Source organism: Pseudomonas trutticola BRTCR10 (genome assembly GCF_056155105.1).
The window spans coordinates 4,439,419-4,453,211 of sequence record NZ_CM149552.1 but is presented as its reverse complement, the minus strand read 5'-3'; the positions used below and the strand labels follow the sequence as shown (position 1 = coordinate 4,453,211).

Below are 13,793 nucleotides of genomic sequence, written 5' to 3'. Positions count from 1 at the left end.
ATAGCTCAATAAAAAATGCCCGTATCTCGCGATACGGGCATCTTTCGTTATCTGGCACTAAGCGCTGGATTACTGATCATCAAAATACCGCTCGTGCCAATCCACCAGTGGCTGTGGTGAATTGAGCTTCTGGCCGTAGATCACCGAATAAGACAGCACGTTCTGCACGTACTGACGGGTTTCGTCGAACGGAATGCTTTCCACCCAGACGTCGAAACTCAAGTGATCAGCGCCGCGCAGCCATTGGCGTACGCGACCGGGCCCGGCGTTATAGGCGGCGGAAGCGAGGACGCGGTTGCCGTTGAACTGGCTATGGACCTGGCTCAGGTAAGCGGCGCCGAGCTGGATGTTCTTGTCGGGATCGAGCACCTGCTGTGGCGAGGCCAGCGGGATGCTGAACTTGCGCGCGGTTTCCTTGGCGGTGCCGGGCATCAACTGCATCAGGCCACTGGCGCCGACGCCGGAGCGAGCGTCGTCCATAAACGCACTTTCCTGACGGGTGATCGCGAACACCCAGCTCGAATGCAGCCCACGTACCTTGGCTTCACGCACGAGGGTTTCGCGGTGGGCCATCGGGAAGCGGATATCCAGATCGTCCCAGTATTGCGCCTGACTGATCGTGCGGATCGCCGGGAAATACCATTTCAGGTCGTAGGCGAGTTTGGCCTGGGCCACCATTTCGTCGCGATTGAAGTGGCGGCTGACGTGATACCACTCGCGGCGACCGTCGACGATCTGCCCGCGGGCATGGAATTCCAGCGCACGGCGCACGCCCGGCGTGTTGCGCACTTTGTTGATTAGCGCCTGGCTCAGCACCAATGGCTTGTTGTTGAGCGAGTAGGGCGACTGCGAGCGGTCAGCGGCGAGGAAACCGTAGAAGTCCCGTTCCCGCGCCAGATTTTTGTACAGGGTTTGTGCTTGCGGGTTCTGCGGCTGGGCCAGTTCAAGGCTACGCGCCTGCCAGTAGCGCCAGCGGTTGGTGGTGGCCAGGTCTTGCGGAAGACGCTTGGTCAGTTCGTATGCGTCGTCCCAGCGAGCGAGGCGCAGCAATAGGCGCAAACGCCATTCCGAGACGGTGTTGTCGCGCAACTCCGGGTCGTATTTGGTCATCACGTCCAGCGCGCGGCTGTCGAAACGCCGAGCGAGGGTCAGACCGATTTCCCGGGCAATCGCGACTTTTTCATCGCGGGAGAAATGCATGCTGCTGGCGTAACCGTCGAGCAACGCCATGGCCTTGTCCGGATCCTGACGTGCCAGTCGGCGCAAGCCGAGGCTGACCACATCGGACATCGGCTCATCGGCCGGGGTGAAGCGCGAAGGTTGATTGAGCAACTCCGGTTTTTGCGCCACATCCACCAGCAAACGACCGCGCGGGGCGAGGGTGGTCAGGCCGTTGACCAGACTGTTGGCCAGTGGATAGTTGCGTGCCTGGGCGGCGAGCTTGGTGCGTTCCCAGCGTTTCTGTTCGGTGAGCTGGCCATCGGCGGCCCAGATGCCGAACAGCGCGTCGCAGGCCGCCGGTTGCGATTTGCCGGTCAGCCACAGTTTGTCGGCATTGGCATAGCCTTCGCCCTTGTGGCCGCTACTGATCTGGTACTGCGCATTGAGGCAGTCGAGTTCAGTGAAGTTGAGTTTCGGGTCGTAATATTTGACGAAGGTGGCCCAGTCGCCACGGTCGGCGAGCCAGCGCAACCAGCGCAGCTTCATCCAGTTGGCCTGGGGCAGGTCGCCGTGCTCGGCGAGGAATTTCTCGATTTCGGCGTTGCTCGCGGTTTTCAGGCGCGCGGTCAGTTCGTCGTAAGCGAGGTATGGTTCCAGCGGATAATCGGCCAAGGCCTGGCTGTAGCGGAAATACGGCCCGGTATCGCCCTTGGCCAGCGCGCGTTTGGCTTCATCGTAATACTGGCGTTGGGTGGACAGGTCCACCGCCTGGGCGGATTGAGCGGCAGCGGCGGTAAGTAGCAAACAGGACAAAACACTGAGAAGGCGACTGCGCATGAGACATCCGGGCAGAGAAATCATGACAAGTGCCGACCTGAATCAGCACTGAATTGTCTGTAGCTTAGCCTTTTGCCAGCAAGCGGCGAAAGCTTTGCGGGCCTCACAGCACAAGTTCGCAACAAATGTTGTGCAGAGTGCTTCGACAGACAAATTGCCGGCCTGCTGAAGCCCTAAGTCAGGTAGAATGCGCGCCCGGTTTTTGGAGAAGCTCATGACCCTGCTCAAATTCAGCGATGTGTCCCTTGCATTCGGCGCGATGCCGTTGTTGGACAAGGTGTCCTGGCAGATCGCCCGTGGTGAGCGGGTGTGCATCATCGGCCGCAACGGCACCGGCAAGTCCAGCATGATGAAACTGGTCAAGGGCGACCAGAAGCCCGATGACGGCTCGGTGTGGCGTGCCCCCGGTCTGAAAATCGGCGAATTGCCGCAAGAATTGCCAGTGGCCGACGATCGGACTGTGTTCGACGTGGTTGCCGAAGGCCTCGATGGTGTGGGCGCGTTGCTCGCCGAGTACCATCACCTTGCGCAGAACTGCGTCACTGAAGAAGACCTCAACAAGCTGATGCACGTTCAGCAAGACCTCGAAGCCCGTGATGGCTGGCGCTTGCAGACCCTGGTCGAAAGTACCCTGAGCCGCCTGCAACTGCCGGCCGACAAGACCCTCGCCCAGTTGTCCGGCGGCTGGCGTCGTCGCGTGCTGCTGGCGCAGGCGCTGGTGTCCGAGCCGGATCTGCTGCTGCTCGACGAACCGACCAACCACCTGGACATCGGTGCGATTGCCTGGCTTGAAGAAGCGCTGAAAGATTTCCAGGGCGCCGTGCTGTTCATCACGCACGACCGTTCCTTCCTGCAAAACCTTGCCACGCGCATCCTTGAACTGGATCGCGGCGGTCTGATCGACTGGAACGGCGACTACGCCAGTTTCCTCGTGCACAAAGAGGCTGCGCTGGCGGCCGAAGAAACCGCGAACGCGTTGTTCGACAAGAAACTGGCTCAGGAAGAAGTCTGGATTCGCCAGGGCATCAAGGCCCGTCGCACCCGTAACGAAGGCCGCGTCCGTGCTCTTAAAGCCCTGCGTGTTGAGCGCAGCGAGCGTCGTGAGCGCACCGGCAAGGCCAACATTCAGCTGGACACTGCCGACAAATCCGGCAAGCAGGTGATGGTGCTCGAGAACGTGAGTTTCGCTCACCCGGGCGGCCCGTTCCTGATCAAGGATTTCTCGATGGTCCTGACGCGCGGCGACCGTATCGGTTTGCTCGGCGCCAACGGTACCGGCAAGACCACTCTGTTGAAGCTGATGCTCAGCGGTCTGCAACCGACCAGCGGCACAGTGGAGGAGGGTACGCGGATCGACGTGGCTTACTTCGACCAGTTGCGCCATCAACTGGATCTGGAAAAAACCGTTATCGATAACGTTGCCGAAGGTCGCGACTTCATCGATATCGACGGTCAGAGCCGTCACGTACTGAGCTACCTTGGCGACTTCCTGTTCAGCCCGCAGCGTGCCCGCACGCCGGTCAAGGCGCTGTCGGGTGGTGAGCGTGCGCGTCTTTTGCTGGCCAAACTGTTCAGCAAACCGGCGAACCTGCTGGTCCTCGACGAACCGACCAACGACCTCGACGTGGAAACCCTCGAGCTGCTCGAAGAAGTGCTGCTGACCTTCAACGGCACCGTGCTGATGGTCAGTCACGACCGGGCATTCCTCGACAACGTGGTCACCAGTACGCTGGTCTTCGAAGGTGAAGGCAAGGTGCGTGAATACGTCGGTGGCTATCAGGACTGGATCCGTCAGGGCGGCTCGCCGCGCCTGCTGGGCGTGACCGAAAGCAAGTCGGGCAAGGCTGACCTGAATTCGGCGGTGGTCACTGCCGAACCTGCTGTAGTCGCAACGCCTGCGCCAACTGCTCCGGCAGCCAAGAAGAAGCTGAGCTACAAATTGCAGCGTGAGCTGGAAGCGTTGCCGGGCGACATTGATGCCAAGGAACAGCAGATCGCTGCTGTTGAGGCTGAGATGGCTGAAGCCGGTTTCTACCAGCGTCCGGCGGCTGAAACGGCCAAGGTGATTGCTTCGCTGGAGCAGTTGCAGGCTGAGCTGGATGCGTTGGTGGAGCGTTGGGCCGAGCTGGATGCCTGATTGTCTCTGATGTGAAAAAGCCCGGCGTTCAGTGATGAACGCCGGGCTTTTCATATGCGATGCGAGCTACAGGTCGATGCGGATCCATTGTTGGGGCGGGCTGCTCGCTCCGACAGGTTATGTATCTCAGCGTTTGACCAGGTGCACCGCCAGCACATCGCAAGGTGCGCCGTGCAGTACATCGTTGGCGGTCGAGCCGAGCAGCAATGCCAGACCGTGACGACCATGGCTGCCGACAACGATCAGATCGCACGCCTGTTCCTTGGCGAAATGATGGATTTCCTGGCGTGGCTGGCCGTAGGTCAAGTGGCAGTTGGCGCCTTCGAGTTCGGAGTACTTGAGTTTCAAGCGCTCAAGCCGCTCTTTGGCCTGATCGAACTGTTGCTGTTGCAGTTGTGACAGGTCCATTGGCACGTCGCCACCGAACGCCATGGCCATCGGCTCGACGATATGCACCAGCGACAGCTTTGCGCCGTTGCTCACCGACAGCTCTCGAGCGCGGTGGATGACAGGGTCGCACTCTTCAGTCAGGTCTACGGCGACCAGGATGTGGTGGTAGGGCATGAGGTGCTCCTCGTGAGGGTTCAATATTGTTAAGTATGGCTGGTTTCAAGCGCATTGGTTCCAAAGTGACGCAATGGGCTCATCAAGATTCGGGAGTACAGATATGACGGTCTGGATAGTGGTGTCAATCCTGCTGGTGGTATTGAGTCCGCTGGCATGGTTGCGTCCATCGCGCGCGCAGAGCGGGCGCATCGCCCTGCGTATGGAGGCGCGGCGCATCGGGCTGGCCATGCAACTGGCGCCTCAGGAGTGGCCGCATTGGCTCTCGCAAGAGCCGCCAAGCCCCTGCGCGCAGTACCATCGCCCGCGGCGTGGCAATCAGCCGGCGTGCTGGACTTACTGGCAAAAATCGCCGGGTGTCTGGGTCAATCAGTGGCAGGAGGTCTGCGAGGATCGGGCACTGCTCAATCATTTCGAAAAATTGCCGGACAATGTCTACAAGGTCGAGGCGGATAAACAGATGATCGCCTTGTATTGGGGCGAGAAGGGCGAAGCAACGGTTCTGCAGGATATCGACGCCACACTGAAAGCGCTGGCATGACGCGCGGACTTTTCGCACTGCAATGGTGTGAAGCGTCCGGCAGACGAGCAATAAAAAGCCCGACATGATTCATCGGGCTGGGTTGGCCAGGCAGGCCGGAAAATTTTTTTGATGCCGGTCGCGTCGAGCGGCACACGCACTTTCTCTGTAGTCCCAGCCAGCGTAGCCTTTTAAACAGGGCTCGTTGCGAATTAGGGCGAATTTTCTAACTATTGATTCTATGAATGGCTTCACATGCAGACGCGTGTTGCCGGTCTTCGTGGTACGGAAATGACCGCAAAGTCGCATTTCAACCCGTATTTTGGGCGATTGACAATTGTCGGAAATTCCGTGAAGGTGACGTACCCAAATCAAACGGGCGTATGAATTGAGCGTTTGTCTTACAGACCGCTCCTACAGAATCCCGACTATCGCGTTGGCGGGTGTGCCGGGTGGATTGGCGTCAGCATCGACGAAAAAGCGTCTTGCCAAGCCATTCGCCTGCGTCCGACGTGTACTGTTCAGCTTCCATATCGTGGAGATCAGTTGATGATTTACGAAGGTAAAGCCATCACGGTTAAAGCTCTTGAAAGTGGCATCGTCGAATTGAAATTCGACCTCAAGGGTGAGTCCGTCAACAAGTTCAACCGTCTAACCCTGAACGAACTGCGTCAGGCCGTAGACACCATCAAGGCAGATGCTTCGATCAAGGGCGTGATCGTCAGCAGTGGCAAGGACGTGTTCATCGTCGGCGCCGACATCACCGAATTTGTCGACAACTTCAAGCTGCCGGATGCCGAGCTGGTTGCTGGCAATCTCGAAGCCAACAAGATCTTCAGCGATTTCGAAGACCTCAACGTTCCGACAGTAGCCGCGATCAACGGCATTGCTCTCGGTGGTGGTCTGGAAATGTGCCTGGCGGCTGACTATCGCGTCATGTCAACCAAGGCCAAGATCGGTCTGCCGGAAGTCAAACTGGGCATCTACCCAGGCTTCGGCGGCACCGTGCGTCTACCGCGTCTGATTGGTGTCGACAACGCCATCGAATGGATTGCCGCCGGCAAGGAAAACCGCCCTGAAGACGCCCTGAAAGTCAGCGCCGTCGACGCCGTGGTTGCTCCTGAGAAGCTGCAGGAAGCTGCCCTGGAACTGATCAAGCGCGCTATCTCCGGCGAGTTCGACTTCAAGGCCAAGCGTCAGCCGAAACTTGAAAAACTCAAGCTGAACGCCATTGAACAGATGATGGCTTTCGAAACCGCCAAAGGTTTCGTCGCCGGTCAAGCTGGCCCGAACTACCCGGCGCCGGTTGAAGCAATCAAGACCATCCAGAAAGCCGCGAACTTCGGTCGTGACAAGGCGCTGGAAATCGAAGCTGCAGGTTTCGTCAAGTTGGCCAAGACCTCTGCCGCGCAAAGCTTGATCGGCCTGTTCCTGAATGATCAGGAGCTGAAGAAAAAGGCCAAGGCCTACGACGAAATCGCCAAAGACGTGAAGCAGGCCGCTGTGCTTGGTGCTGGCATCATGGGTGGCGGTATCGCCTACCAGTCGGCCTCCAAAGGCACGCCGATCCTGATGAAGGACATCAACGAACACGGTATCGAACAGGGGCTGGCCGAAGCCGCCAAGCTGCTGGTTGGCCGCGTTGATAAAGGTCGCATGACCGCTGCGAAAATGGCTGAAGTGCTCAACGGCATTCGTCCGACCCTGTCCTACGGCGACTTCGGTCACGTTGATCTGGTTGTCGAAGCTGTGGTCGAGAACCCGAAGGTAAAGCAAGCCGTACTGGCTGAAGTCGAAGCCCAGGTCAAAGAGGACACCATCCTCGCGTCCAACACCTCGACCATTTCCATCAGCTTGCTGGCCAAGGCCCTCAAGCGTCCGGAAAACTTCGTCGGCATGCACTTCTTCAACCCGGTGCACATGATGCCGCTGGTGGAAGTGATCCGTGGCGAGAAGTCCAGCGAGCTGGCCGTTGCCACCACTGTTGCTTACGCCAAGAAAATGGGCAAGAACCCGATCGTCGTCAATGACTGCCCGGGCTTCCTGGTCAACCGCGTGCTGTTCCCGTACTTCGGCGGTTTCGCCAAACTGGTCAGCGCCGGTGTCGACTTCGTCCGTATCGACAAGGTCATGGAAAAATTCGGCTGGCCAATGGGCCCGGCATACCTGATGGACGTAGTCGGCATCGACACCGGTCACCACGGTCGTGACGTGATGGCTGAAGGCTTCCCGGATCGCATGAAAGATGACCGTCGCTCGGCCATCGACGTGCTTTACGAAGCCAAGCGCCTGGGCCAGAAGAACGGCAAGGGCTTCTATGCCTACGAGGCCGACAAGAAAGGCAAGCAGAAGAAGGTCGCCGATCCGTCGGTACTGGAAGTGCTCAAGCCGATCGTTTACGAGCAACGCGAAGTCACCGACGAAGACATCATCAACTGGATGATGATCCCGCTGTGCCTGGAAACCGTGCGTTGCCTGGAAGACGGCATCGTTGAAACTGCCGCCGAAGCCGACATGGGTCTGGTCTACGGTATCGGTTTCCCTCCATTCCGTGGCGGTGCACTGCGCTACATCGATTCGATCGGTGTTGCCGAGTTCGTTGCCCTGGCTGACCAGTACGCTGATTTGGGCGCGCTGTACCACCCGACCGCGAAGCTGCGCGAAATGGCCAAAAACGGCCAGAGCTTCTTCGGTTAAGCGCCCCCAACTAGAGTGAGAGTGAACTTATGAGCTTGAATCCTAGAGACGTCGTGATTGTCGACTTCGGTCGTACTCCGATGGGCCGCTCCAAGGGCGGCATGCACCGCAACACCCGCGCCGAAGACATGTCGGCGCACCTGATCAGCAAATTGCTGGAACGCAACAGCAAGGTCGATCCTGCTGAAGTCGAAGACGTGATCTGGGGCTGCGTCAACCAGACCCTGGAGCAGGGCTGGAACATCGCGCGCATGGCGTCGCTGATGACCCAGATTCCGCACACTTCGGCTGGCCAGACCGTCAGCCGTCTGTGTGGCTCGTCGATGAGCGCGCTGCACACCGCTGCACAAGCGATCATGACTGGCAACGGTGACGTATTCGTGGTTGGCGGCGTCGAGCATATGGGCCACGTGAGCATGATGCACGGTGTCGATCCGAACCCGCACATGTCGCTGTACGCGGCGAAAGCCTCGGGCATGATGGGCCTGACCGCTGAAATGCTCGGCAAAATGCACGGCATCACTCGCGAACAACAGGACGCTTTCGGCGTGCGTTCCCACCAGCTGGCCCACAAGGCAACTGTGGAAGGCAAGTTCAAAGACGAAATCATCCCGATGCAGGGCTACGACGAGAACGGTTTCCTGAAACTGTTCGACTACGACGAAACCATTCGTCCGGAAACCACCCTGGAAAGTCTGGCGGCCCTCAAGCCTGCCTTCAATCCAAAGGGCGGCACCGTGACTGCCGGTACTTCGTCGCAGATCACCGATGGTGCTTCGTGCATGATCGTGATGTCGGCGCAGCGTGCGCAGGATCTGGGTATCCAGCCGATGGCAGTTATCCGTTCGATGGCAGTGGCGGGTGTGGATCCGGCGATCATGGGCTATGGTCCAGTTCCGGCAACACAAAAAGCCCTGAAGCGTGCGGGCCTTGGCATCAACGATATCGACTTCTTCGAGCTCAACGAAGCTTTCGCTGCACAGGCTCTGCCAGTGCTGAAAGATCTGAAAGTGCTCGACAAGATGAACGAGAAGGTTAACCTGCACGGCGGCGCGATCGCCCTGGGTCACCCGTTCGGTTGCTCCGGTGCCCGTATTTCCGGCACCTTGCTGAACGTGATGAAGCAGAATAGCGGCACCTTCGGGGTGGCCACTATGTGCATTGGTCTCGGCCAAGGCATCTCCACCGTCTTCGAACGCGTTTAAGCGTCTCGTCGATGGAAGCCGGGGCCAAGTGCCCCGGTTTTTGTTTTTGTGGATTTATTTTGTTTTTATTTTGAAAAAATTTGAGTGAGGGCCGAAGCGTGCCGATACAACCTGGGCTCTACCAACATTACAAAGGTCCGCAGTACCGCGTATTCAGTGTTGCGCGGCATTCCGAAACCGAAGAAGAAGTGGTGTTTTACCAAGCCCTGTATGGCGATTACGGCTTTTGGGTTCGCCCCTTGAGCATGTTTCTCGAGTCGGTCGAGGTTGACGGCGAGCAGGTGCCACGCTTTGCTTTGGTGCAAGCCGAACCGAGCCTTTTTTCCAGGGCATAAGGCGAGTTCGCACAGAACCCTGTGCTTGACCTCACCTTGTATCAACTATATATAGCGGTGCCGCGTCAGGCGCCAACCGCCTTTCACTTCTAGAATTCAGGAATTTTCTGATCCATGGGCAAATCGCTGGTCATTGTGGAATCCCCGGCTAAGGCCAAGACCATCAACAAGTATCTGGGTAACCAATACGTGGTGAAGTCGAGTATCGGCCATATCCGAGACCTGCCCACCAGCGGTTCGGCTAGCGCCAGCAAAGAGCCAGCCGCCAAGCGCGGCAAGGCTGCTGCGGGCGAAGGTCCGGTGCTCTCGCCGAAAGAGAAAGCGCGCAAGCAGCTCGTCTCGCGTATGGGGGTCGATCCCGATCATGGGTGGAAAGCCCAGTACGAGATCCTCCCGGGCAAAGAGAAGGTCATCGAAGAGCTGCGCCGGCTCGCCAAAGATGCTGACACCATCTATCTCGCAACCGACTTGGATCGCGAGGGGGAAGCCATTGCCTGGCACCTGCGCGAAGCCATCGGTGGTGACGACAGCCGCTACAAGCGCGTGGTGTTCAACGAAATCACCAAGAAGGCGATTCAGGAAGCCTTCTCGGAACCGGGCGAGCTGGATATCGATCGCGTCAACGCACAACAGGCGCGTCGTTTCCTCGATCGCGTTGTGGGTTACATGGTTTCGCCGCTGCTGTGGGCGAAGATCGCCCGTGGCCTGTCCGCCGGTCGCGTGCAATCGGTTGCCGTGAAGCTGGTGGTCGAGCGTGAGCGCGAAATTCGTGCTTTCAACCCGGAAGAGTACTGGGAAGTGCATGCCGATCTCGGCACCACCAAAGGCTCGACCGTGCGTTTCGAAGTCGCTCGCGAAAAGGGCGAAGCCTTCAAGCCGCTGAACGAAGCTCAGGCCATGGCCGCGCTGGAGAAGCTCAAGGCTTCCAGCTACAGCATCGTCAAGCGCGAAGACAAACCGACCAGCAGCAAGCCGTCGGCGCCGTTCATCACGTCCACTTTGCAACAGGCTGCGAGCAATCGCCTGGGCTTCGGCGTGAAGAAAACCATGATGATGGCCCAGCGTCTGTACGAAGCCGGCTACATCACTTATATGCGTACCGACTCGACCAACCTCTCGGCCGATGCCGTGACGATGGCACGTGCTTACATCGAAGACGAATTCGGCAAGAAGTACCTGCCGGAAACGCCGAATGTCTACAGCAGCAAAGAAGGCGCGCAAGAGGCTCACGAAGCGATTCGTCCGTCTGACGCCAACACCATCCCGAGCAAGCTGACGGGCATGGAGCGTGATGCTGAGCGTCTCTACGAGCTGATCTGGCGTCAGTTCCTGGCGTGCCAGATGCTACCGGCGCAATACCTGTCGACCACGGTCAGCGTCGGCGCTGGTGACTTCGAGCTGCGTGCCAAAGGCCGTATCCTCAAGTTCGACGGTTACACCCGCGTGATGCCGCAGATTGCCAAGCCTGGCGATGACGACGTTCTGCCAGACATGGCGCAGGGCGACGTGATGAAGCTGATCAAGCTTGATCCGTCCCAGCACTTTACCAAGCCGCCGGCCCGTTACTCCGAAGCCAGCCTGGTCAAGGAAATGGAGAAACGCGGCATCGGTCGTCCTTCGACCTACGCAGCGATCATTTCGACCATCCAGGATCGCGGCTACGTGACCCTGCACAACCGCCGTTTCTACTCGGAAAAGATGGGCGACATCGTTACCGAGCGTCTGTCGGAGAGCTTCTCGAACCTCATGGACTACGGTTTCACCGCCGGCATGGAAGAGAACCTCGATGACGTGGCTCAGGGCGAGCGCGACTGGAAAAACGTGCTGGACGAGTTTTACGGCGATTTCAAAAAGAAACTCGAAGTAGCCGAAAATCCGGAAAATGGCATGCGTGCCAACCAGCCGGTCATGACCGATATTCCGTGCACCACTTGCGGTCGTCCGATGCAGATCCGTACTGCTTCGACCGGCGTTTTCCTCGGTTGCTCGGGCTACAGCCTGCCGCCGAAAGAGCGCTGCAAGGCCACGGTCAACCTGGTGCCGGGCGACGAAATCGCGGCGGACGACGAAGGTGAGTCGGAATCGTTGGTACTGCGTGGCAAGCATCGCTGCCCGATCTGCAGCACGGCGATGGACGCCTACCTGCTCGACGAGAAGCGCAAGCTGCACATCTGCGGTAACAACCCGGATTGCGCTGGCTACGAAATCGAAGAGGGCAGCTATCGCATCAAGGGCTACGAAGGTCCGAGCCTGGAGTGCGACAAGTGCGGCAGCGAGATGCAGCTCAAGACTGGCCGCTTCGGCAAGTTCTTCGGCTGCACCAACCCGACGTGCAAAAACACCCGCAAACTGCTGAAGAGTGGTGATGCGGCGCCGCCGAAGATGGATCCGGTGAAGATGCCTGAGCTGAAATGCGAAAAGGTCAACGACACCTATATCCTGCGTGACGGTGCGTCCGGCCTGTTCCTGGCGGCCAGTCAGTTCCCGAAAAACCGTGAGACCCGTGCTCCACTGGTGATCGAGATTCTGCCGCACAAGGATGAGATCGATCCGAAGTACCACTTCCTGTGCGATGCGCCGCAGAAGGATCCTGATGGTTTGCCAGCAGTGATCCGCTACAGCCGCAAGACCAAGGAGCAGTACGTGCAGACTGAAGTCGACGGCAAGCCTACCGGTTGGAAGGCGTATTTCGACGGTGGCAAGTGGACGGTTGAAGACAAGCGCAGTGCGAAGGCCAAGGCCGAGTAAGCGTTAGTCAGGTACTGAAAAGGCCGTATGACAACCTTCGGGTTTTCATGCGGCCTTTTTGTTTTGTGCTTGCGGTGGGATCGGCTGATCCATGACACTGTCCGGCCTGTGTGAAGCAATTATTTCGTTGTGGAGAGCGCCGTCATGGCTCACGAACTCTATACCCGTACCAATCAGAAGATCTATTTCGCTGGCCTGTCGCTCGAAGCCTTGGCTCGCGCTGAAGAGGGGCGGGCGATGAATTCTCTGGCGTTGATTCAGGCCGGGCGTGAATCGGCGCTGTTTCACCTGTACGGCGCCTTGCTGGGTCTTTGCCATGAGATCGCGGGTTTTTATCGTCTGCCGCAAGCCAATGCGCCACGGGCCGAGATGCTGCTGACGCGTGAAGTGCTGGAGTCGATTGCGATTCCAGAACTGGCCGAAATGGTTGAGTTGGCGGGCAACTCTGAAACCTGGCTGGCAAAACTGCTGGCTGCACACTCGGCAATGTTTCAGCCACCACGGGTGCCACACAAACCAAAGGGCGACGTCACGCAGCCGTTGATTCAGGCAGTCAATCTGGATGAAGAAGAGGCGCCGCAAGAGCTGAGTCGAGAGGAACTGGAGAGCTGGCGGCAGAACTTGAAAGGTCTGGCGATACGTTTCCGCGAAGGCTTGAACGAGTGCTGAGGGCGATTGACACGGTGGCAATCTGAAACATGCTGCTGGTCAAGATCCCGAGCGAAGCCTGAATGATGTCTATATAATCCCTGCCTTTCGTGGAGAACAGACCTATATGCCAACGTCCTTTCTAGAAATTGTCGAGTTACCCGACGGCCGAATCGAACTGCGCAGGGCTGAGGACGAGGGTTCTCTGGTGACTCTGGATTTCTCCGAGGATGCCAAGACATTCCTGCAGGGTCAGCATGTGGAAATCGCCAAGGCGATGCTGAGCGTCGGCGTGCAGATGGCAGGCCGGATGATCGAGGGTGAGTTCGATAAAGAAGAGGGGCCGCGGGTTCTTCACTGATTCCCGGCTGCTTCAGGTTTATGTCGATACCGCTTCAGATCGGCTTCTCTGTCCTTGGAGAAGCCCTGCGCTTCACACAGCGCGCTTAACTTGTAATCAACCCAATCGAATGTTCAGGCTTTGAGCGTCGCCCATGCGTGCAGCGCTGATCAGTTGTTGCCGTGAACTTGTGTTCAACGGGTTTAGCCAGGTGACCACTGTGTGGCTGCGACCCAGTCGCAAGGCTTCGCAAGCGAGTTGCTGAGCGCTTTGAATGCCTCGCGGTTGCAGCAGCAAAATGCGTTCGCGGTTAAGGCCAGCATCGCGCAGCCACGATTGGGTCAGGCTGGCAGGCGGCGCGATCAGTGTCAGCCAGCGTGCGTCCTGATCGTCGCTCAATTCACGAAGGATCGGGGCCAGCAGGTTCAAACAGTTCCCGGTCGCACCGCGCAGTGACAGCTCACTGAATACTTCAGGTTCGGCATTCCAGGGGCGTTCGACCACATCTTTCAGGATCGGCGCCATCGGTTGCGCCAGAAACGCTTCGAATAAAGGCAGTTGTGTTTGCTGAGGGGTGTGTGGGAACTGCATAAAGCCTCCT

Annotated in this window: 11 protein-coding genes; 8 read left to right on the top strand and 3 right to left on the bottom strand. The window is 58.3% G+C overall.

All coding sequences use genetic code 11. From position 1 onward, the window contains the following. Positions 1-69: 69 nt before the first annotated feature. On the bottom strand, positions 70-1,998 hold the full coding sequence (locus ACVVH8_RS20155; protein ID WP_475225903.1) for a transglycosylase SLT domain-containing protein: 1,929 nt from the start codon (positions 1,996-1,998) through the stop codon (positions 70-72). Between the two features lie 214 nt (positions 1,999-2,212). On the opposite strand from ACVVH8_RS20155, the gene ACVVH8_RS20150 reads away from it, so the two are divergent. Then, entirely contained in the window at positions 2,213-4,135 is a 1,923-nt protein-coding gene (locus tag ACVVH8_RS20150) for an ATP-binding cassette domain-containing protein (protein ID WP_475225900.1), read from the top strand. Between the two features lie 126 nt (positions 4,136-4,261). On the opposite strand, the gene ACVVH8_RS20145 is transcribed toward ACVVH8_RS20150, so the two are convergent. After that, positions 4,262-4,699: a universal stress protein gene (locus ACVVH8_RS20145; RefSeq protein ID WP_007910454.1), complete on the bottom strand. Its 438-nt coding sequence runs from the start codon at positions 4,697-4,699 to the stop codon at positions 4,262-4,264. 103 nt (positions 4,700-4,802) lie between these two features. Between ACVVH8_RS20145 and ACVVH8_RS20140 the strand changes: the two genes are divergently transcribed. The 7 genes from ACVVH8_RS20140 to ACVVH8_RS20110 all read left to right on the top strand — a co-directional run bounded on the left by ACVVH8_RS20140 (position 4,803) and on the right by ACVVH8_RS20110 (position 13,213). Next, positions 4,803-5,240 carry a hypothetical protein gene (locus tag ACVVH8_RS20140; protein ID WP_213026139.1) on the top strand — a complete coding sequence of 146 codons (438 nt, stop codon included), beginning with the start codon at positions 4,803-4,805 and terminating at the stop codon, positions 5,238-5,240. Positions 5,241-5,768: 528 nt separating this feature from the next. Beyond that, positions 5,769-7,916 (top strand): fatty acid oxidation complex subunit alpha FadB, encoded by a 2,148-nt coding sequence (fadB, locus tag ACVVH8_RS20135; RefSeq protein ID WP_103305064.1) that lies wholly within the window; start codon positions 5,769-5,771, stop codon positions 7,914-7,916. 29 nt (positions 7,917-7,945) lie between these two features. Next, on the top strand, positions 7,946-9,121 hold the full coding sequence (fadA, locus tag ACVVH8_RS20130; RefSeq protein ID WP_102356365.1) for an acetyl-CoA C-acyltransferase FadA: 1,176 nt from the start codon (positions 7,946-7,948) through the stop codon (positions 9,119-9,121). A 98-nt stretch (positions 9,122-9,219) separates the two neighbouring features. Beyond that, positions 9,220-9,456 carry a DUF1653 domain-containing protein gene (locus ACVVH8_RS20125; protein ID WP_103305065.1) on the top strand — a complete coding sequence of 79 codons (237 nt, stop codon included), beginning with the start codon at positions 9,220-9,222 and terminating at the stop codon, positions 9,454-9,456. 114 nt (positions 9,457-9,570) lie between these two features. Then, complete coding sequence (topA, locus tag ACVVH8_RS20120) at positions 9,571-12,204, top strand: type I DNA topoisomerase (RefSeq protein ID WP_213026137.1); 2,634 nt, start codon at positions 9,571-9,573, stop codon at positions 12,202-12,204. Positions 12,205-12,348: 144 nt separating this feature from the next. Next, a complete protein-coding gene (locus ACVVH8_RS20115) occupies positions 12,349-12,873 on the top strand; it encodes a DUF6586 family protein (RefSeq protein ID WP_103305067.1) in 525 nt (174 codons plus the stop codon). A 106-nt stretch (positions 12,874-12,979) separates the two neighbouring features. Further along, positions 12,980-13,213 (top strand): hypothetical protein, encoded by a 234-nt coding sequence (locus ACVVH8_RS20110; protein ID WP_008082203.1) that lies wholly within the window; start codon positions 12,980-12,982, stop codon positions 13,211-13,213. A gap of 96 nt (positions 13,214-13,309) precedes the next feature. Here the strand turns inward: ACVVH8_RS20110 and sulA are convergent, their stop codons facing one another. Then, a complete protein-coding gene (sulA, locus tag ACVVH8_RS20105; protein ID WP_103305068.1) occupies positions 13,310-13,783 on the bottom strand; it encodes an SOS-induced cell division inhibitor SulA in 474 nt (157 codons plus the stop codon). Positions 13,784-13,793 lie beyond the last annotated feature (10 nt).